At 44.3% G+C, this 20,851-nt stretch carries 20 protein-coding genes; 6 read left to right on the forward strand and 14 right to left on the reverse strand.

From position 1 onward, the window contains the following. The first annotated feature begins 82 nt into the window (after positions 1–82). Positions 83–1,750: a thiamine pyrophosphate-binding protein gene (locus ICV32_RS05965; protein WP_251371818.1), complete on the forward strand. Its 1,668-nt coding sequence runs from the start codon at positions 83–85 to the stop codon at positions 1,748–1,750. Here ICV32_RS05965 and ICV32_RS05970 read toward each other — a convergent pair. Continuing rightward, on the reverse strand, positions 1,747–2,784 hold the full coding sequence (locus ICV32_RS05970) for a tripartite tricarboxylate transporter substrate binding protein (protein WP_215368784.1): 1,038 nt from the start codon (positions 2,782–2,784) through the stop codon (positions 1,747–1,749). The two genes, ICV32_RS05965 and ICV32_RS05970, sit on opposite strands and share 4 nt — an antisense overlap. A 219-nt stretch (positions 2,785–3,003) precedes the next feature. Between ICV32_RS05970 and ICV32_RS05975 the strand changes: the two genes are divergently transcribed. Next, on the forward strand, positions 3,004–3,837 hold the full coding sequence (locus ICV32_RS05975) for a 3-keto-5-aminohexanoate cleavage protein (protein ID WP_215368786.1): 834 nt from the start codon (positions 3,004–3,006) through the stop codon (positions 3,835–3,837). Positions 3,838–3,840: 3 nt separating this feature from the next. Here ICV32_RS05975 and ICV32_RS05980 read toward each other — a convergent pair whose 3' ends face one another. From ICV32_RS05980 to ICV32_RS06015, 8 genes are all read right to left on the reverse strand, one after another. Beyond that, the gene (locus ICV32_RS05980; RefSeq protein WP_215368793.1) at positions 3,841–4,716 is read right to left on the reverse strand and encodes a fumarylacetoacetate hydrolase family protein; all 876 of its coding nucleotides are present in this window, start codon (positions 4,714–4,716) and stop codon (positions 3,841–3,843) included. A gap of 725 nt (positions 4,717–5,441) precedes the next feature. Then, complete coding sequence (locus ICV32_RS05985; RefSeq protein WP_215368795.1) at positions 5,442–6,311, reverse strand: alpha/beta fold hydrolase; 870 nt, start codon at positions 6,309–6,311, stop codon at positions 5,442–5,444. A gap of 241 nt (positions 6,312–6,552) precedes the next feature. Further along, entirely contained in the window at positions 6,553–7,467 is a 915-nt protein-coding gene (locus tag ICV32_RS05990; RefSeq protein WP_215368797.1) for an alpha/beta fold hydrolase, read from the reverse strand. A 271-nt stretch (positions 7,468–7,738) separates the two neighbouring features. Further along, a complete protein-coding gene (locus ICV32_RS05995) occupies positions 7,739–8,710 on the reverse strand; it encodes an NAD(P)-dependent oxidoreductase (RefSeq protein WP_215368799.1) in 972 nt (323 codons plus the stop codon). Positions 8,711–8,989: 279 nt separating this feature from the next. Beyond that, positions 8,990–9,976 carry a tripartite tricarboxylate transporter substrate binding protein gene (locus ICV32_RS06000; RefSeq protein WP_215368812.1) on the reverse strand — a complete coding sequence of 329 codons (987 nt, stop codon included), beginning with the start codon at positions 9,974–9,976 and terminating at the stop codon, positions 8,990–8,992. Positions 9,977–9,984: 8 nt separating this feature from the next. Beyond that, positions 9,985–10,950 carry a tripartite tricarboxylate transporter substrate binding protein gene (locus tag ICV32_RS06005; RefSeq protein ID WP_215368822.1) on the reverse strand — a complete coding sequence of 322 codons (966 nt, stop codon included), beginning with the start codon at positions 10,948–10,950 and terminating at the stop codon, positions 9,985–9,987. Positions 10,951–11,082: 132 nt separating this feature from the next. Further along, positions 11,083–12,585, reverse strand: a complete 1,503-nt coding sequence (locus tag ICV32_RS06010; RefSeq protein WP_215368830.1) for an amidohydrolase family protein — start codon at positions 12,583–12,585, stop codon at positions 11,083–11,085. Positions 12,586–12,601: 16 nt separating this feature from the next. Beyond that, positions 12,602–13,498, reverse strand: a complete 897-nt coding sequence (locus ICV32_RS06015; RefSeq protein ID WP_215368833.1) for a fumarylacetoacetate hydrolase family protein — start codon at positions 13,496–13,498, stop codon at positions 12,602–12,604. 115 nt (positions 13,499–13,613) lie between these two features. Between ICV32_RS06015 and ICV32_RS06020 the strand changes: the two genes are divergently transcribed. Beyond that, a complete protein-coding gene (locus ICV32_RS06020) occupies positions 13,614–14,597 on the forward strand; it encodes a tripartite tricarboxylate transporter substrate binding protein (protein WP_215368836.1) in 984 nt (327 codons plus the stop codon). A 325-nt stretch (positions 14,598–14,922) separates the two neighbouring features. Here ICV32_RS06020 and ICV32_RS06025 read toward each other — a convergent pair whose 3' ends face one another. Both ICV32_RS06025 and ICV32_RS06030 read right to left on the reverse strand, forming a co-directional pair. Beyond that, positions 14,923–15,240: a helix-turn-helix transcriptional regulator gene (locus ICV32_RS06025; protein WP_215368844.1), complete on the reverse strand. Its 318-nt coding sequence runs from the start codon at positions 15,238–15,240 to the stop codon at positions 14,923–14,925. A 2-nt stretch (positions 15,241–15,242) separates the two neighbouring features. Then, on the reverse strand, positions 15,243–15,425 hold the full coding sequence (locus ICV32_RS06030; RefSeq protein WP_108508550.1) for a hypothetical protein: 183 nt from the start codon (positions 15,423–15,425) through the stop codon (positions 15,243–15,245). Between the two features lie 28 nt (positions 15,426–15,453). On the opposite strand from ICV32_RS06030, the gene ICV32_RS06035 reads away from it, so the two are divergent. Continuing rightward, positions 15,454–15,819, forward strand: coding sequence for a sirohydrochlorin chelatase (locus ICV32_RS06035; protein ID WP_215368846.1), 366 nt, complete (start codon positions 15,454–15,456; stop codon positions 15,817–15,819). Here ICV32_RS06035 and cobA read toward each other — a convergent pair. From cobA to ICV32_RS06050, 3 genes are read right to left on the reverse strand one after another with little or no spacing between them, the layout of a single operon-like run. Further along, on the reverse strand, positions 15,739–16,539 hold the full coding sequence (gene cobA, locus ICV32_RS06040; protein WP_215372608.1) for a uroporphyrinogen-III C-methyltransferase: 801 nt from the start codon (positions 16,537–16,539) through the stop codon (positions 15,739–15,741). The two genes, ICV32_RS06035 and cobA, sit on opposite strands and share 81 nt — an antisense overlap. Positions 16,540–16,544: 5 nt before the next feature. After that, positions 16,545–17,096, reverse strand: coding sequence for a DUF934 domain-containing protein (locus ICV32_RS06045; protein WP_251371819.1), 552 nt, complete (start codon positions 17,094–17,096; stop codon positions 16,545–16,547). Further along, entirely contained in the window at positions 17,093–18,787 is a 1,695-nt protein-coding gene (locus tag ICV32_RS06050) for a nitrite/sulfite reductase (protein WP_215368855.1), read from the reverse strand. Before ICV32_RS06050 ends, ICV32_RS06045 begins: the two co-directional genes overlap by 4 nt. A gap of 114 nt (positions 18,788–18,901) precedes the next feature. Here ICV32_RS06050 and ICV32_RS06055 point away from each other — a divergent pair, with 114 nt between their 5' ends. Together ICV32_RS06055 and ICV32_RS06060 are read left to right on the forward strand one after the other, a co-directional pair. Continuing rightward, a complete protein-coding gene (locus ICV32_RS06055; RefSeq protein WP_215368857.1) occupies positions 18,902–19,204 on the forward strand; it encodes a hypothetical protein in 303 nt (100 codons plus the stop codon). 104 nt (positions 19,205–19,308) lie between these two features. Continuing rightward, positions 19,309–20,709, forward strand: coding sequence for a transglycosylase SLT domain-containing protein (locus ICV32_RS06060; protein ID WP_215368884.1), 1,401 nt, complete (start codon positions 19,309–19,311; stop codon positions 20,707–20,709). Positions 20,710–20,851: the final 142 nt, after the last annotated feature.

The following is a 20,851-nucleotide window of genomic DNA, read 5'->3' on the forward strand; positions in this document are numbered from 1 at the left end:
TCAATGTACCTAGTTTTGCTATTACTGAAGTGCTTATCAGTAAACTACTGCTTTCAATGTATTGATCTGTAAAGGAATGGACATGAATCACTCGTCAACCTTAATGCATGGTGGCAAGATCTTAGCCAATGCCCTGGTTCGTCAAGGCGTTGAATTCGCTTTTGGTGTTCCTGGCGAAAGCTTTTTGCCTCTTCTTGACGGTCTGGTTGATCACGATTCCAAACTACGCTTTATTACCTGCCGCCAAGAAGGTGGCGCCAGCTATATGGCTGAAGCCTATGCCAAACTAACTGGGAAGCCAGGTGTTTTGATGGTTACACGTGGCCCTGGAGCCGCAAATGCCCTGATCGGAGTGCATACAGCCTTTCAAGATTCAACTCCGATGGTGTTACTGATCGGACAAGTGGGTACCGACATGGTAGGTCGGGAAGCCTTTCAAGAAATGGACTACCGCAAGGTTTACTCTGAGTGTGCCAAGTGGGTTGGCAGTATTGATCGTGCGGATCGTATCGATGAATACATCTCCCATGCATTTCATCTCGCTCAATCTGGACGCAAGGGTCCCGTAGTGTTGGCCCTACCAGAGGATGTTTTGTTTGCCCAGGCCCATGAACACCCTAGCCCTAAAGCTCAAATTATTAGTCCCGGATTAGACCAAGCCTTATTTAGCGAAGCCATGCAGGCTCTAACCAAGGCCAAACGAGGCATGATCCTTGCGGGCGGTGGCTCATGGACCAAAGATGCGTGCGATGCATTAAAGCATTGGGCAAATCGGGAAGGAGTGCCCGTAGCGACAAGTTTTCGTTCTCAAGATCTGATTGATAATCACGATCCTTGCTTTGCAGGAGATCTGGGTATTGCTGCTAATCCAGCCCTAGTAAAACGAGTTCAAGAGGCGGATGTCCTACTTGTTATTGGTGAGCGTTTAGGCGAAATGACCACTGGTGGCTACACCATTCTTAGTGTTCCAAAACCGGCATTAACACTCATTCACGTTTTACCCAGTCCTGATGAACTGGGTCGGGTTTATGCAGCTGACTATGCCCTAGCATGTTCGCCAGAGGCATTTTGCTTCGCATTAACAAACGTAACTATGGGTAAGCAACATAATGCCGAGCGCATGCATGCAGCACACAAGGACTACCTTGCTTTTAGTCAACCCAACTCCATTCCAGGGGATGTCCAACTATCAGAGATCGTTGCTAAGCTAGCGAATGAATTACCCCGTAACGCGATACTGACGAATGGAGCGGGTAATTTTGCCGCCTGGCTCCATCGCTTTTACCCCTATGGTGGTTTTAAAACACAATTAGCTCCAGCCAATGGCTCCATGGGTTATGGCTTGCCAGCAGCAATTGCCGCAAAATTGGTTGACCCTCAGCGAGTGGTCGTGGCCTTTTGTGGTGACGGCGACTTCATGATGAATTGCCAAGAGTTAGCAACAGCACTTCGCTATCAAGCCCAACCGATTGTCTTAATCATCAACAATGGGATGTACGGCACCATTCGAATGCACCAAGAACGAGAGTTTAAGAGTCGAGTGTCCGGTACTGAATTAACAAATCCTGACTTTGTACGATTTGCAGAGAGTTTTTCAATGCCCGGTTATCGGGTTGAACGAACCGAACAGTTTGCTTCTGCACTGCAAGCAGCTCTTAACAGTTCAAAAGGTGCCATCATTGAAATCGTCATCGACCCAGAAGCAATTAGTCCGAGTAAGCGCCTTTCTGAGCTCGGGCGCCCCTCTTAATCGACTTTTGCTCCAGACTCTTTAACCACTCGGGTCCACTTTGCAATCTCACTCTTAATAAAGTTAGCAAATTGCTCAGGGGTATTGCCCACGGGTTCAGCCCCCATGGCTGCGTATTTCTCCCGCACTACCGGACTATTAATCGCACGCACCGCTTCAGTGTTGATTAAGCGCACCAAATCGGGAGGCGTATTTGCCGGCACCAAAATTCCAAACCATGAAGTAGCCTCATAACCTGGAAGGTTGGCAGCCTCAGCCACGGTAGGCAAATCGGGCAATGCTGGCGAGCGCTTAGCACCGGTCACAGCCAAAGCCTTTAAGCGTCCAGCTTTAATGAAATTGATAGCCGATGGAATGTTATCGAACATGATGTCCACATTGCCTGCAATCAAATCCGCAACTGCTGGAGGACTACCCCGATACGGTAAATGAACCATATAGGTTTTAGTCATTGACTTAAATAGTTCACCAGCCATATGAATCGAGGTGCCATTTCCGCTGGATGCCATATTCACCTTACCGGGATTAGCACGCGCGTAGCGAATCAAATCATTCACACTATTTATATTGTTACGCTTGGCCCAATCTGGATTGACCACCAAGACGTTCCCAAACTCTGCCACCAATGTAACCGGTGCAAAATCTTTAATCGGATCAAATGGTAATCTACCGCCACCTTGGGTATACAAGGGCTGATTAATTCCGTGGGTACCCACCGAGCCCATCAACCAGGTATAGCCATCAGCCGGAGCTTTAGCAACCAGTTCAGCGCCGATATTTGCTCCAGCGCCGGGTTTATTGTCAATCACAATATTCCATTTAACTAAAACCCCCAACTCCGCAGCCAAAGGTCGGGCGATATTATCCGTTGCCCCACCAGGAGGAAATGGGATTACATAACGAATCGGTTTATTTGGAAACTGACTTTGTGCATGAACACCACCAAGACCAAAGCTTGCAAGAAAAATAAATGGCAAGACTAGTCGTAATAATTGGCTAGGCGAACAAAAATTAGTAAGTGCTGCCCTTTGCATCGTATTCCCCTTTTAAAAACCGCGTTATCAATCAACGCATTATTTTGAGAGCCAGCAGCTAAAGCCGCCTGTATTGGCTTTAATATCCATATTAATGGTAAGAATCAAAATAATGCTCAGGATAAATCCTAATAGCCTCTAATAAAACAACTAAATTCATGGTTTAGCAAAGCATAATTACCTACAATTACCGCTTAACTAGACGAATTACCAACAATCATGACAAACCCCGTAATTATCTCCGTCGCCATTACCGGCTCAGTCCCCAGAAAGAAGGATTGTGCCGGCCTGCCGGTGACGGTTAGCGAACAGATTGAGGAAACGCATAAGGCGTATGACGCTGGGGCTAGTTTGGTTCATATCCACGTTCGCAATCCAGATGAAAGCCCTGGCTCAAATCCCGATCAATTTTTTGCAGTTCAAGAAGGCATTCGTAAATACTGCCCCCAAATGATTGTTCAGTTTTCAACTGGTGGCCGGGGCCGCAATCAACAAGAGCGCGGAGCAATGTTAGTTCATCGTCCTGATATGGCATCGCTTGCAACTGGTTCAGTCAATTTTCCAACCTCGATCTATGAAAATCCCCCCGATTTCATTGAACACTTAGCGGGTGAAATGCTCAAATACAACGTCAAGCCAGAGATCGAGATATTTGACTTGGCGATGCTGTATAATGCCGCGAATTTAGTTGCGAAAGGCCTCATCCGAGCACCAGCTCATGTGCAATTTGTGATGGGCATCCCCAATGCCATGCCTGCTAAGCGTAGCATCCTAGAGTTCTTAATCAAAGAGCTTCATGAGGTATTGCCACAAGCGACTTGGACAGCTGCTGGAATCGCCAAGCATCAACTTGTTCTTAATGAGTGGGCCCTAGAACTTGGGGGTCACGTCAGAACTGGCCTTGAAGATAATATTCGCTTTGATAAAGACCAGATTGCTAAAGATAATGCGCAATTGGTTGCTCGGGTAGCCAAGCTATGTAGCAAATACAACCGGCCAGTTGCTAAAGCGAAAGAGGCCAGACAGATCTTGGGGTTGCATCAAGTAAGCTAATGACTACAAGCTCTGATCTTTGATCGAGTTTTGTAAAACCCCTATGCCCTCAATCTCGATTTCACAAAGATCACCTTGCTTCATAAAAACTGGTGGCGTTCTGGCATATCCGACGCCGGCGGGAGTTCCTGTAATCACCACGTCGCCAGGCTCCAAAGTCATGCATTCTGTAATCAATTGAATTGTCTCGGCAACACCCCATAAGAAATCTTTGGTATTGGCATTTTGCATAAGATTGCCATTTAGGCGTGACTGAATTTGCAAACCATGCGCCCCGCGAGGCAACTCATCTGGGGTCACAAGCCATGGACCAAAAGCCCCAGTCTGATCAAAGTTCTTGCCAATCGTCCATTGACTTGTTTTGCGTTGATAGTCTCTGAGACTACCATCATTGAAAATACTATAGCCAGCGACGCAATCAAGGGCGTTTTCCTTGGTTAAATTACGCGCTTTCTTTCCTACAATAAATGCAAGCTCTGCCTCATAGTCTAATTTGTCAGAAACGCGTGGACGAATAATCGGAGCCAAATGGGCAGTGAGTGAGGATGGGCCGCGCATAAAAAAACTGGGGTACTCAGGCCGAGCGTTACCGCCTTCCTTGGCATGATCAGCGTAATTCAGACCCAAACACACGATTTTTCCAGGCTGATCAATTAAAACATCGAACTTAACTTCAGAAAGGTTATGAATGATTGCATTAGGATTAGATAAAGCTTGCTTGGCCATCGAAAAATGAGGATCGATTTCAATCAGCGCTCTTAACTTATTTGGAATACTTGGGTCGGTGGCGCATAAATCAATAAATTCTTGTGATGACTTATCACGCAACAACCCGATTTTGGGTTGCATGCTTTGGTCGCGGTAACTAAATAGTCTCATGCTGACTCTCTAAAATATTCTTTCTTTGATCAACTGATTGGATGATCAGATGTTCGCAAACTTCAATTTAGATTAAATTGCGAGAATTATCACTGTCTAATAGAACATTGCAACGCATTTCAAGAACCTGCAATACTAGAATCCGAAGAATTGCGAATATCTTCACTTGAATTATTTACCATTACTGTTATTAATTTACGTCGGTGGAACCCAATCCCCATCCAACGTTGTCGACAAGAATAAAACAATATTTGGCTTTTTGTTAGTCCTGTCGGGGGCACTTTGAGCAAAAACAGTAGTGCTTGCTATTAATGCCGATAAAAGACTAATAAAGATTGTTTTGGATAGAATCCTCATAAACATTGCTCTCAAATTTTTGACCATTAAGGTCTATAGAATAACAATCTTTGATGAATGGTCAGCTTTTTAGCAATTGCCTTAAGTCTGGCCAACCCAGCAGGAGTCGAATCTGCGACCCACCGCTCAGAAAGGCTGAAAAACTCCCCTAGACAACATTAAATAATGGCTCGCAGTGTCCTGATTTCATTGTTCGTCAATATACCGGTAAGTATGGCGTCAGTAGGGCCAGATGTTGGGTTGGTGGTATCCGCAGACGCCTGTCTAAAAACCGTTACCAAAAAAGACTTGGCTTATTTATCGCTAAATTATCAGTTCTGATTTGTACTAATTAATCTATTAGAACTTCAGATATCCGATACCAGCCATTAATTTAGAAACGCTCTAACTGTCTCAGAGAATTTTTGGCGTTGTTGGAACAAAAATGCATGTCCGCCATCAAAGTACGTGAGCCATGAGTAGGGAATTTGATTCGCGATGATTTGAGCATTCTTCGGAGCATCAATAATGTCAAAACGTCCACCAGCCACTAACACCGGTACCTTAATATTTCTTAAATCAACATAGTTTTGATTATCCGAATCCCAAAGCACCGTTCTTGCCCGATCTTGACGCATCTTAGTTTCTTTTGAGATATTAAAGTCCAGTGGAATTGTTCCTGCTAATTTTGCCGCATTTAATCTTGCGAGCGCATCTTTAGCAGCCTGCTTACCAGCCTCGTTTTGTGGAAAGAGCAATGCAACATTTTCCATCAATGAAAGATTAGGATTGTTGAGTTCATCAGTGACTTTTTTGCTCGCTTTAATTTGAAACTTTCCACCTGGATTGGGAGAGCAAAGAATCCCTTTAATCACTAAGTCGTGATGTCTTATTAAAAATTGTTGAGCAATTCGGGCGCCCATTGACCATCCAAGGATATTCACTTTCTTGTAGCCTAAGGCTCTTACCAACCCTGCCGCATCATCAGCCATCTGAGCAATCGTTGTCTTGTTTTCCATGGAATCCGTTGATAGACCAATACCGCGATTATCAAAGATGATTAATTTATTATTTTTAGATAGCTCATCTAACAATCCCGGGTCCCACATACCCATTGTTTGCGAATACCCTGCGATCAAAATAATCGGCTCGCCTTGACCACGAGTGTAATAAGCAAGCTTTACCTCCCCTACTTGGGCAAATTGAACTTCAACTTTTGCTTGAGCATATAAAGGGCCTGAGAGACTAAGCAGGATCAAAAGCAGAGATAGGGTAAATTTTTTTATTGCAAACCCACATTCGAGGTATTGTTTCAAAATTTTTCTCCAAGAATTTACAGCGTATCGATTCAGGCTTTGCTAGGGATACCTTATATAGAGCTCAATGTTAAACGTATCAGACCGCGACCCTAATCAGATCGTTCATATCGCTAATTGGAGTCACGTGTTTAAACACGATTGTCAGCAGGCGTATGTCAGGAAAACCGACAATTTACATTAATCACATTAAAAATGCATTAACGGTATCAGCAAAGCGTTTGTACTGCTGAAATAAAAATGCATGTCCACCATCGAAAAATGCTAGCCATGAAAAGGGAATTTGATTGGCAATGATGAGAGAGTTCATTGGCATATCGACCACATCAAATCTTCCATCGGCAAGAAGTACTGAATGCTTAATCGCTTTCAGATTCCTAAAGTTCTCCTGATCCTTTTCCCATAGAGTAGTTCGAGCTCTATCCTGCCGAATAGTCGTCTCTTTACTTACTCGAAAGTTATTTGGGACAATTCCTGAGTTCACCGCAGCTTTTAGTCGGGCCAATACCTCCGCTGCTGCTTTCTTACCAGCCTCATTGTTTGTAAATACTAAACTTACCTTTTCGGTTTCCGGAACATTGGGATCATTTAGCTTTTTCTCTACGTCTGGCGAAGCGGGATCCTGATGACTGCCTCCTGGATTGGCTGCACACAGAATAGCCTTATGGACTAAGTTTGGATGACGAATCAGCATTTGTTGACCAATCCGAGCGCCCATTGACCACCCAAGGATATTTACCTTCTTATAGCCTAGGGCTTTAGCCAACCCAGCCGCATCATCAGCCATCTGAGCAATCGTTGTCTTGTTTTCCTTGGTATCGGTTGATAATCCAACGCCACGATTATCAAACAAGATGAGTTGATTTTTCTTGGATAACTCATCTAAAAGAGCGGGGTCCCACAAGGACATTGTTGAGATAAAACCATTGATCATGAGTAGTGGCTCACCCTGTCCGCGAATGTAATAAGCAAGTTTTACATCCCCTACTTGGGTATATTTAATCTCTGGCTTAGTCTGAACAGTATTAGCCTGAGCAAAAGCATTCGCCCCATGCAGTACTGCGAACCAGATCAGTGCTAATTTAAAAAATAGTTTCATGACAGCCTCAGAATTGATTGCATATTATGCCAGTCAGAACTTCCCAGAATTGGCCTGCCCAGCAGGAGTCGAACCTGCGACCTACGGCTTAGAAGGGCTGGCTAATCTGCTTTAGACAATATCCGACAATGGGTTTCCGTGCCCTGATTTGGGTTTTCGGCAAAACAGGGGTCATCGTGGTGCTGTGTGGGGTCCGATGTCGGGTTCATGGTTTCTGCAGGCGTTTGTCGGGAAAACCGCCCCAATGAAACACATCTTAGAAGTAGTGCCCTTAAGATTTCTTCTCAATTTGTTTTAAACTTTCGTTTATTGAAGAAGCTGGTTCGTAGCCAAGTACCTTTTGGGCTTTACTTGTGGAGATACTAAAACCATACCCCATCAAACGCACCATTTCTCTGACTAACGGTGGGTCTGACTTTAAATTTAATGACTTCCAAATCGCCTCGATCAGGCCAGCAATCTTATAAGCAATCGATGTTGGTAAAGATAGTTTGGGAACTTTGTAACCTCCAACCCTCAAGCGTTGGGTCATAAACTCCTTAAATGGCAAATGGCCTTCATCAGCAATAAAACAGGCCGAGCCATCCAATTCAGCCTTCAAGGCAAGTGATACTGCGTGACTTAGGTTGTCCACGTGGCAAGTCGCATACGGATATTGACCCCCATCAAACCAAGCAAATTGGCCTTGATTGGCAGCTTTACCAATTTGTTTATCTACCGCATCACCAGCGCCCCAGATAAATGGTGGGCGTAGGGCTATGGTTTTTAACTGCGTACTATGGGCCGATAAAACCAATTGTTCTGCGATTGCCTTAGTTCTTGAGTAAGGAAACTCTAGCGAGCTACAGTAAGGCTGACTCTCATCAATATCAATGAGTGCTTTTCTCTCATTCATTGCTACAGAGGCGGCGCTGATAAAAATAAAGCGTTCAACCTGAGCAATTTTGGCGGCTTCAAGAAGGTGCTTTGTAATACTAATATTGGCATCTTCAAATTCTTTCTCTGGACCCCAAAACTTCAGATAGGCAGCGCAGTGAATAACCGCATCACAATTTTTAAGCAGTTCCTGAAGCGCCACATCATCACCCAAACTTCCCAACCAATAGCCGCCGCCTAGTGCTTCAATAGTTTTAATACCCCTATCCGAACGAATATGACAGACTAACTCGTGACCATCTGATAGCAACCTTTTTAAAAAGTGACTACCAACAAAACCTGTGGCACCGGTTAGGAATATTTTCATTACAAAATACTAACAAAACAAAATGAAATATCGACTTACCCGACAAATTCCACCAAGTTCCACCTGATGCCAGTAGTCACCTGGATCCCACCCGGTCTCTCAGCCCCACCGCTATCGGACTTAAGGGTGGCCAATCTCAGCCACAATCAACTCAATCCACACAGTTGAAATCGCTCAGATCTGGCCTGCCCAGCAGGAATGGCTTCACCGATGCTTCGTGCTCAAAACTGCGATCTGCAACATAGAGAGGTTTGCTAAGGCGGATACTTGAACGCTATCTTATTCCGGTTTAATGTTCGCCATTTTCACTACAGCGCCCCACTTTGTCGACTCTGATTTAATTAGTGCTGCAAATTCTGCTGGAGTACCTCCGCCGATTTCATTACCTTGTGCGAGCATTTGCTCACGTATCTGCGGATCCTTTAAGGCTTGATTGGCTGCTGCATTTAAGGCTTGAATAATCTCTGGAGACGTACCCTTTGGTGCTATGAGTCCTTGCCAATTTAAGACCTCCACTTTTGGATAGCCAAGCTCAAGGAATGTGGGCACATTGGGTAGTAAAGGCGAGCGTACTTTACTGGTAATCGCTAAGGGTCGTAACTTGTTCCCTTTAATACCGGGCATGGCAGAATACATTTGGTCAAACATCATCGTCACATTGTTGGCCATGAGATCCATCAAAGCTGCTGAACCGCTTTTATAAGGCACATGAATCAAATCAATATCGGTATTGATCTTAAATAATTCTGCCGATAACTGATGACTACCTCCAATTCCCCCCGACGAGAAGGTCAAGGATCCAGGCTTTGCCTTAGCGGTTTTAATAATATCTTGTACTGATTTGTAAGGCGAGCTTGGATTTACAACCAATACCAAAGGACCTCTCTCGATTAATACGATGGGAACTAAATCGCTCTCTGGGTCATAGCGTAAATTACCAAAGAGGGTTTTATTAACGGCTAATGGTGCAAAATTTCCCATCCCGATGGTGTATCCATCCGGGGCTGCACGCGCAATCATTTCAGTACCTATATTACCGCCTGCTCCAGGCTTGTTTTCAACAACGATGGGTTGTTTGAGTAATGCACTCATCTTTTGAGCAATTTGCCGACTACGGGCATCTGCGCCGCCCCCTGCTCCATAGGGGACAATAAACATAATCGGTTTATTGGGGTAATTCGTTTGAGCGAGCACCGCACTCGTGTGGAACAAAAATGCCCATAGGCCAACACTGATAAGCAATAAGGTCGAAACGAACTTTTTCATTCTTTAGGTCAATCATCTCGCATATTAGCCCGTTGGACAATTGGAGCAAGGCGATTTCTCTCATCATTAAGAAAGCTTACAAAACTTGCTCGAGATCCTGGGATTGGCTCGATACCTTGCGGTACCAAACGTTTTTGCACCTCACTCGACTTCAGAGCTGCTTCGACTGCCTTATTCATTTTGTCGAGGATCTCGTTGGAAGTTCCCTTCGGGGCAAAAAGACCAGCCCAATGCCCAATCAAGATTTGAGGGTAACCCTCCTCTTTCGTAGTTGGCACATTTGGAAGTGCCTCAATGCGCTTATTCCAAGTCGAAGCAATTGCTCGCAGCTTTCCTCCCTGAATCTGTGGAATCGTGACTGCGCTTGATTCCGATGTTGCATCAACCTGATTAGAAAGTACTGCTACTTTGGCCTCTGAGCCACTCTTATACGGAATGATGTCGTATTTGCCACCCGCATTAACCTTGAGCATTTCGGCAACAAAATGCGGGGTGCTACCAGTGCCTGCCGTTGAAAACTGAATTCCCTTAGCGTCTTTGGCTCGGGCAATTAAATCACGGAGATTTTTAATGGTTGAGTCTGGAGGTACCACGATGATCGATGGGCTCACAGCCAGAAGCGCCACGGGGACCAGATCCCCCTCCTTATAAGGCATCGATTTTTTAATCATGGGATTGGTAATGATTCCACCCGCGCTCACAAAAAATGTGTAGCCATCAGACGGGCTCTTTGCCACAAAATCTGCTCCTAGAACAGATCCAGCGCCAGGCTTATTTTCAACGATGACTGGTTGCCCAAGCTGCTTAGAGACGCCCTCAGCAACTATGCGAGCCACAATATCATTTGCGCCCCCGGGACCAAAACCGACTACAAACTTAATTGTGCGTTTAGGCCATTGGTCTGTTTGACCAAAGGCTGGATTTAACAGGAAAATACTAGAAATGATGAAACTAACCAGGTGAAGAAATTTCATTGAGGATAACGCTATTTATAAAAAATTCAGAATTGATTGATTCAATTTGGATCACTTAGTGGGAAGTTTTCTGCCAAATACTGTACCGATCACTGTTATTTAATTTACTGCACAAATGATCCAATAATCTGATTAAATACTCATATAGCCATATCGTAAGTTTGTCCTACCGTCACCAAATTGGTCGTAATGGGATTTGGCCATACTTACCGCATCACCAATTAATGATTTTTGTTTTTCGGATGAATAGTGGTAAATGCGCGCTGAGTTTTTGCCGAATATAGCTTGCTTAACCTCGCTATTCGGGCCACCAAGCGGCATAAATCCATATCTCTTTTGCATGTCCTCTGGAATTTCAAGTCTACGCATTGCTTCGATTTGCCATTGGGGTGAGCCTGTCCAAATTGCGTCGGTACCCCAAACAACATGATCTGAGCCCAAGCCCTGGATTAATTGGCCAAGCATGGCGGCGCAAAGGCGAGGTTCAGCAATGGTACTTTGTGCAAAAATTTGTCCAAGATCACCATAGACATTCTTGACTCCATATTTTTTTGGAATTTCAGATAAATCAGTAACCCAATCAATGCGGCCAGTTTTGGTAAATTGCTCCCACCCTAGATTCCAAGTCCCGCCTGTATATCGAAATGCAGAGTGATAAATCACAAAATTTAAGTTTGGCCAATCTTTAGCTGCTTTAGCAACATCACGAACATCTGCATACCCTAGAAGATGGGGATATTGTGCTGTGACGGATGGGGGATATAAGCCCTTATGTACGCAAACATTCGCAAGGCTTGGGGTCGTCTTGCTCCATTTGGTCAGTTTTTCATAAAAAGGGTAGAGTAATTTTTCATCATCCAATCGCCACGGATGTTTAGATAGATGTTTATTAGTGTTATCTCCAATCGTGTAGCCTTTGAATGAATCAGGCTTTAAATTTTCATAATCACTTTCTACCTTATCAAGCCAACCAGCTGTGCCTGGCATAAAAATGGCATGTGAGAACATGCGTTTTGAGCCACTCTCTCGGTTAATTGTTTGTCTTGCCTGAGCTTTCATTGCATTGGTAAGAAACCAATCGCGCGGATCCTCAGACCCCGATCCAGAAATAAGCGCAACTTTAGTGTCACTATCTAAATATATTTCTTTAAAGTAGTTAGCAAACTTTAAATCATCTAAAGATTGGGGCTTATCGATTAAGGCGGGATTCCATGAGGCCTTACCAACAGCCTCTCGTGATCGCACAAAACCTTCCAAACGAGTGTCATCCCGTAAAAAATGAGTGTGCATATCCATAATGAACTGGTCTTTTAGTTGACTAGCTCGCTCGTTTGCCATTTCTGGTGTTGATGCCTCGGCCATACTAACTGCATACAAAGGCCCAAACGTCTCATTCATTGCCACAAAGGCAGCTGCCATACCTGCGGCACCCTGAAAGAAACGTCGTCTTGATTGACCCTGTTTTTTTGCTAGCTCAAGTCCAAGTCGCTGTACGCGCTTTTCAAATTCTTTTTGTTTCTCAGTTTGCCGACCAGGGAAAAACTCATCGCTTGATATCGCTCGAGTTGGAATTGGTAAGCGTACTTTTTCTTCTTCAGCAGGTACTAATCTTGCAATTTCATCAGGAGAGAGCATTTAAACCTCCGCGAACTTATACTCCACTAACTAATTTATTTTCAAGTACACCTACACCACCAACTTCTAGCCGTACTGTATCGCCTGCTTTTAAAAATTTAGGTGGCTTAAAGCCCAAGCCAACACCAGCAGGAGTTCCTGTGGCAATGATATCGCCTGGATACAGGGTTATCCCAGCCGAAATAGTTTCAATAAGAGTAGGTACATCAAAAATTAAGTCTTTAGAATTTGAGCTTTGTCGAAGCTCATCATTTACCCAACATTTTACGGATATGTCGTCATCGACTAATTCATCTCGAGTGACGATCCATGGGCCCATTGGACAAAATGTATCAAAACTTTTACCAAGAAACCACTGCTTATGACGCTGCTGCCAATCACGGGCAGTTACATCATTAATAATGGTGTACCCCCACACATGTTTAAATGCGTCTTGCTTTGTAATACCTTTGCCTCCTTTGCCAATGATCACGGTAAGCTCAACTTCGTAATCAATATCAGTTGAAACTTTTTGGGGGATCACAATATTCCCCCCTGTGCCAATTACTGATTCAGGTGGTTTTGTAAAAATGATGGGATGTTTAGGAATTTCATCGCCCGGCTTTGAAGTACTACTGTCATACCCGCTTGTACCGAACTCTTTAGCATGCTCATAATAATTTTTACCCACACAAAATATATTCCTTTGTGGTCTTGGTATTGGCGCTAGTAACTGAACATTTTCAAGCTCATGGGTTGCGGTAATTTTTGGTAATGGTTTTGCATCAAGCTGTAATTTAAGGATATGCAAGACACCCATTTCCGATAAATCTTTATTTTCATCATACTCATGTATTTTTTGATGATTTGTATCTACCATTCCAATTCGGACTTGATTTGAGTTATTTTTTAATCTAAAAGTAGCAAATTTCATCCGATATCCTTTTTATAGATAAAAACTTTTTATTTATTAAATAAACAACTGCTGATATAGTTTAATTGTAGTAGGATCCTTAATTAGTATTCATAAATATAAGTTCGGGGGTGCCATGAAAATCACTTATCGGTTTCTACTCTTCTTTTTTTCATGTGCAGCTTTTTTTCACCCTATTAAAAATGCTGTAGCACAAGAAAATTGGCCGATCAAGCCAATTACTATGATTATTCCATTTCCTCCCGGAGGTGTTGCTGATACTGTCGGAAGACCGGTTGCTGACGCCTTGTCACGATCTTTAGGGCAACCGGTTATTGTTGAAAACAGAGCTGGTGCGGGAGGTGGAATCGGCATGGCTGCTGTAGCAAAAGCTAAACCAGATGGATACACTATTTTATTGGCACTTTCTTCTATCTCAATTATCCCCGAAGCCGATAAAATTTTAGGCAAGCCACCTTCCTATTCACTGAGCCAACTGAAGCCAATTGCTCGATTTACTGCAGACCCTACGGTATTGGTTGTTCGAAGCGATAGTCCTTGGCAAAATTATTATCAATTTATTGATGCAATGCGTAAATCTCCTGGAAAATATAATTTTGGCTCGTCCGGAAATTACGGAACAATGCATGTTCCTATGGAAATGCTAAAAGCTAGCCAAAAATTTTTCATGGTGCATATTCCATATACGGGCGCAGGCCCTGCTATTGTTGGTCTTTTAGGTGGTCAAGTCGATGCTGTTGCAACTGGTCCGAGTTCCATTGTTCAATATATTAAAGCCGGACGTGTCAGGGCTTTGGCTCACTGGGGGGAAGGTCGTCTAGCCAGCTTGCCTGATGTACCGAGTTTTAAAGAAATGGGGGTACCAATTCAATTTGCCCAATGGGCTGGTCTGTTCGTTCCTGCTGGAACGTCTGATTTCATTACGAATAAATTGCGTGAAGCGTCTAAAGTAGCGTCAAACGATGAAAAGGTTCGATTAATCATTAATACCGCAGGAAGCCCCATTCAATACTTAGATGCACCTGAATTTAAAGCCTACTGGGATGCTGATGCAAAACAAATGGAAGAGGCAGTTAAAAAAATTGGCAAGGTTGAGTAATTAGCAAAACAAAATACAGACAGTAGAAATTTCCAGTACAGCCTGAATATATTCACTTTATAGTTTCAGGAATTATTAAGAGTAAGAAATTTTGCAACTTAAATATATAAAATCAAGATGTATCAAACTTTTATATAAAGAAATTAACATAATTACAAATAAAGTAATAAATTATTATTTGCGGTTAGAAAATCCTTAACTAATGAAATATTAAATCCGCTAACAATCACCAAAAAAATGTTGGGTGGGGTCCCATGTCGGGTTCGCGTTATCTGCAGGCACTTGTCGGGAAAACCGACATATTAATTAAATAACTAGATGAGTTTTATTTTTTATAGATCTCACATAGACTGTTAACGATCTTGATGGCGTTTTCGTCTGCGATTCGGTAGATCATTTTGGTGCCATCGCGACGTTTATCAATAATTCCGAGTTCCCGAAGCGTTGCCAACTGCTGGGATACCAAAGTCTGACGAACCGCTGTAATCTGAATTAATTCGCTTACAGTACGTGGCTGAATGCAAAGCTCACAAACCATTCTTAGACGCAGTGGGGTTGACAGTGCCTTAAGCACCATCGCAACCTCCTCTACTAATTCATCGGTAATGGTATTTTCAACTTCAGGGACTGCTGACCTTGGCACGATTAATCCTCTAACTCAAAATACGTATGTTCTTTGCGGTATTGGCAATTGGCATCATGGTTACTAACCTTGCCATTTATGTCCGTTGTAAGTCGTTTGCAATACTGACAACGATATTCATAGAGCTTGCCATCCACTTTTTCTTGTGGATAGTCGATGTAGAGCGTTTCTGGATAAAAACTCATTTTCCTCTCCTTCTATACAATTCCATCTATGAAAGCAGTCATCTTCTTTGGCCATGGAGCGCGCGATGTGCGCTGGCGTGAACCGTTTGATCGGTTAGTCAGTATGTGGCAAAGCCAATACCCTGAGGTAATGGTGGAGCTGGCTTTTTTAGAGTTGATGCAACCCAATTTATCCACGGCCATTCTCTCCTTAGGACGCCAAGGGGCTAAAGAGATTGAGATCATCCCAGTCTTTTTTGGGCAAGGCGGTCACTTGCGTGAAGACTTTCCCAAATTGCTGAGCGAGGCGCAAGAACAATTTCCGCATATTCAGTTACGCGCTGCGTCTGCGGTCGGTGAGGATGAGTCGGTCTTGCGCGCCATTATTGATTTCACGGCCCGCACGTTGCGCTAACGCATCCCCAATTAATACCAATAAGGGCTGATCACTTGTCTGCCAATCATTGCGATTGCTCTCAGTGGAATTGCTTTGATCGGCCAACTCATCTAACGTCATCGACCAGGTGCGCTCCCTTGATGTACTAATCGATTCCAATAAATGAACTGGGGTTGATCTCTTATGACCCGAATTAATCAGATTTTGTGCAATTTCTACCGCATGGGCTCTTGCCATGTAATACACCAAGGTATCGGCGCTTGGTGAAGCTAATGGTGATTCCTGAGCTTCACCATCTTTGGCCTTGGCATGGGTGACAAAAGCAATGCTGCGAGCGACACCGCGCAAGGTCAGTGAGCGACCTAGGCTCGCGGCTCCCGCTTGAGCGGCGGTAATGCCAGGAATAATTTCATAGGCAATCCCTGCGTCTTCCAGTGCGGCTAACTCTTCATCGGCTCGACCAAAGAGCATGGGATCACCACCTTTGAGACGAACCACCGTGGTATGTTGATAGGCAGCATCAACCAAGCGCTTATTAATAAAACGCTGGGAGGTTGATAATTTGCCGCAGCGCTTGCCAACCGCAATGCGCTTAGCTTGCGGGCAAAGTGCTAGCAGTTCGGGTTCAACGAGTGCATCATGCAACACCACATCGGCTTGGGCTAATAGCTTTGCACCCCGCACCGTAATTAGATCTGCAGCACCAGGTCCCGCTCCAATTAGATACACCTTACCCATCGGAATCATGCTGTAAGTGCCTCGGCTTGATGGATTGAATTTAGGGTACGGGGATAACGCCAGCTATCTTGCATCCGCACACTAAATTGTTCAAATTTGCGCAGTCCTAGCTCACGATCTTGATCGGCTCGTAACACAAAGTGATCAAAGCCTACGCGTGCTAATTGATCCAGTTGATCGATCAATACATCGCCAATCGCCCATACAGGACCAGTCCATGCCAGTCGCTCACGCAGGAGCGCAGCGGTGCTATACCCTCGCCCATCTCTAAAGATCGGGAAATGCACCGCCACCATGGGCCAAAGTTTTTGCCCTGCATGAATTAATTGCTTGTGATCGATGACATCATCGGTCGCTGCAAACCACATACCAATCTCACCCGCTACTGCTCGTTCGAGTAATTGCTGATTGTTTCGATGGGTAAGCCAGTACTGAAACGGGATAATGTGCTTACCCGCTGGAACATTCGCCTCATTGTCCTGTGGCTGCCAGATCTGCCAATCCGTTTGGGTGAGGGTTGGCTGCTGCGTGCGTAGAAAACGAATTAATCCACTCATGCGACGCCCTCCTTCTCTGCTTTGGCATCATGGGCATAGGCTGCTTGCTTAAATGGCTCAAGACCCAAGCGCCATACGGTTTGGATAAAGCGCTCGCCATCGTAACGCTCGTTGACATAGGTCTTGATGAGTCGATCAATTACCGCAGGGATCTCCTCAGCTAAGAAAGCGCGCCCGATCACCTTGCCAATTGCAGCTTCATGACCTTGTGCGCCACCCAAGGTAACCTGAAACCACTCCTCACCGTCTTTATCCACCCCCAAGATACCGATATTGCCCACATGATGATGCCCACAGGAGTTAATGCACCCCGAGATGTTGATAGAAACATCGCCCACGTCATGTAAGTAATCCAAATGATCAAAGCGCTCTTGAATCGCTTTGGCAATTGGGATGGATTTTGCATTGGCGAGCGAGCAAAAGTCGCCACCCGGACATGCAATGATGTCAGTGAGTAAACCAATGTTGCTCAGCGCCAGTCCCAGTCGTTTAGCCTCTTGCCACAAGGCAACTAATTGGGTTGATTCCACATCAGCCAATACCAAATTTTGCTCATGGGTCACCCGCAGTTCCCCAAAGCTATAGCGATCGGCTAGCTCGGCAATGGCATTCATCTGCTCAGCCGTAGCATCGCCTGGGGCCTGAGTTCCATGGGGTTTTAAAGAGAGCACTACGCTGCTGTACCCAACGACCTGATGCTCACGTACATTGCGCTCGAACCAGCGCACAAAGCCAACACGCTCATTCGGTTGGAGTTCTTGAATGAGTTGCTCTTGGGATAGGGCTGGTAGTTTTTTATATGGCGGCTTGGTAAAGTGCTGCGCCACCCGCTGCCAATCGGCATCAGTCCATGCAGCATAAGTCGTTTGGGTATGCGCCCACTCCTCCTCCACTTGCTTGGCAAACTCATTGACCCCTAAGGCTTTAACCAAGATCTTGATACGGGCTTTGTAAATGTTATCCCGCCGACCGTGACGGTTATAAACCCGCAAGAGTGCTGTGAGATAAGCAGGCAGATCTTGCCATGGCACATCCGTTTTAATCAGCTCAGACAACATGGGGGTGCGTCCCATTCCTCCACCCGCGTAGATATTGGCTAGCAGTACGCCCTGATCGCTTCGTTTGAGCTCAATCCCCACATCATGGCACAGCAAAACCGTGCGATCTTCTACTGCGCTATTGACTGCAATCTTGAACTTGCGAGGCAAAAATGCAAACTCTGGGTGCAGCGTCGACCATTGGCGCAAAAGCTCGCAAATCGGTCTTGGATCAATATATTCATCAGCGGCTACACCTGCAAATGGATCGCTCGTGATATTACGAATGCAATTGCCTGAAGTTTGGATTGCATGCATTTGCACCGCAGCCAACTCTTCTAGGATGAGTGGTGCCTCTTCCAAATCAATCCAATTAAATTGAATATTTTGGCGGGTGGTGAAATGCCCATACCCACGGTCGTAATACTTGGCAATCTTGGCTAGGGTTCGCAGTTGCGCAGAGCTCAACATGCCATAGGGAATCGCAACCCGCAGCATATAAGCGTGGCGCTGAAGATATAAGCCGTTTTGCAGTCGCAATGGCTTGAACTCATCTTCGGAAAGCTGGTGCTTTAAGCGACGTACGACCTGCTCCGCGAATTGAGCGCTGCGTTCTTGAACTAGGGATTGGTCGATTTCGTCATATCGGTACATCCAATGGATTGTGACGAAAGATTTACATTCCTCAAAATAATATAAAGGGATTTATATATATGAATCCGGATATATTAGATAGTTGGAATATTCGAGAAATCAAAAATTTGATGTATGTTGACATCCACAGCCTCATGGCTAGCCAATCTCAACACTAATCGCCACTATCGAATCAGTAAAAAATTCCAAGATCTGGCCTGCCCAGCAGGAATCGAACCTGCGACCTACGGCTTAGAAGGGTTCTCAAATCTGCGGAACACAATGCTCGACAATGGGTTATCTAATCCTGATTTGGGTGTTCGTCAAAACAGGGGTGGGCATGGCGTTGGGTGGGATCTGATGTTGGGTTCGTGGTGTTGGCAGGCGTTTGTCGGGAAAACCGACAATTCGAAGTACTCACTAATCACTAAAATATAATTCACAAGCTAGTAAAATATTAACCTAGAGTAAAAAATATGTAGTGTCAGCTCTAGACAATCAAGTCAATTGATAAAATTTTTCTTTATTTCATTAGGAAATGAATGATGCGCCTCTCGGCAGTTTTCATACTGGCTGTAATTGTCATTTCTGGTCTATTAAAAATAACTCCAGCAGTTGCCTCACCACAGCAACACACCTACGCCCAGATGCTAAATTCGGGCGAAATACGCATGGCCATTCCTTATGGACGTATCACCTACATAAACTCAAAAGGGCAAATTCTGGGATTTGCGCCAGAGTTAAGTAAGTATTTCAGTAATTTTTTACTCGCAAAATATAAAAAGAAGGTTCTAATTAAGGTCGTTCCTTCCGTGCCTGGAAGATTGCTATCTGCAATTGATGATGGAAACGCTGACTTTGCACTTGATTATCTAAAAGAATTTATTCCCAACAAAGACTCGAATCGCTTTTTAGTTTACGAGCACCCGCGCGTTGAGAAATATGTCATTGTTTCTAATCAAAATCAAGCAAAGATCATTAATCTTTTAGATCTATCGGGTAAAACCGTTTGTGTCGATCGATTCACTCAAACAACCGCATTAGATGAAACCAATAAGGAATTAAAAAAAACTAAAAAAGATGAAATTCACATTTATCAAGATCGGGGCGTTTTAAGTGACGAGGATCTTTTGCAAATGGTCAATGGTGACCTTATTGATTATATTTGGGTTGCCAATTGGCGCGCAGAGCTTTGGAAACCCCTACTACCGAATATTGTGATTCATCCAGATACTGCTGTGACTGGCGGATCACCCGGAGACGTAATTGTTACAAAAATGAATGCTGATCTAGCCAAGGATATTTTAGATTTTGCAGCAAGTCCTTATTTAGAAGCCGCATTACGAGACTATCGACAAAAGACTTTTTCACAGGAACGGTTTGCACTAAAAAGCCCATTGACTCAAACTGAATTAAATCGTTTTGAATCCATGAAGCAGTACTTTTATCGATATGGCCACGAGAATCAATTGGATCCTTTATTTTTAGCGGGTCTGGGTTTTCAAGAATCGTTACTTAATCAAAATGCGGTAAGTTCCGTTGGCGCAATTGGCGTGATGCAATTGATGCTAGAAACGGGAAAGTCCATGAATACAGGCAATATCTATGAGCTAGAGCCCAATATTCACGCAGGGGCCAAGTATATTAATTCGCTTTTGCAAGCGTTGTCTTTAGAAAGCGCTCTTTCTGAAACTGAACGAGGATTTTTTGCCGTGGCGGCATATAACTCTGGGGCAAATAATGTTCGCAAAGCAAGAGAGCTGGCTATCAAGATGGGGCTTGACCCCAATCAATGGTTTTTGAATGTCGAAATGGCCAGTGCAAGACTATTCGGACTGGAAACCTTTCAATACGTTCGTAACGTCTATAAATATTACGTTACCTACGATGTGTTAATCAGGAAAACAACCTTAGCTCAAGAAAAACTAAACCCAAAGAGATGAAACTACTTAGTTAAGCCACCACCCACGGCCAAGAAGGGCTGGCAAATATACAAATCACAATGTTCGACAATGATTTACAGTAGGCAGGTTCGAGGTGTCCGTCAAAACAGGGGTGTCGTGGTGTTGGATGGGGTCCGATGGT

This window comes from Polynucleobacter sp. MWH-UH24A (genome assembly GCF_018687475.1).
GTDB lineage: Bacteria > Pseudomonadota > Gammaproteobacteria > Burkholderiales > Burkholderiaceae > Polynucleobacter.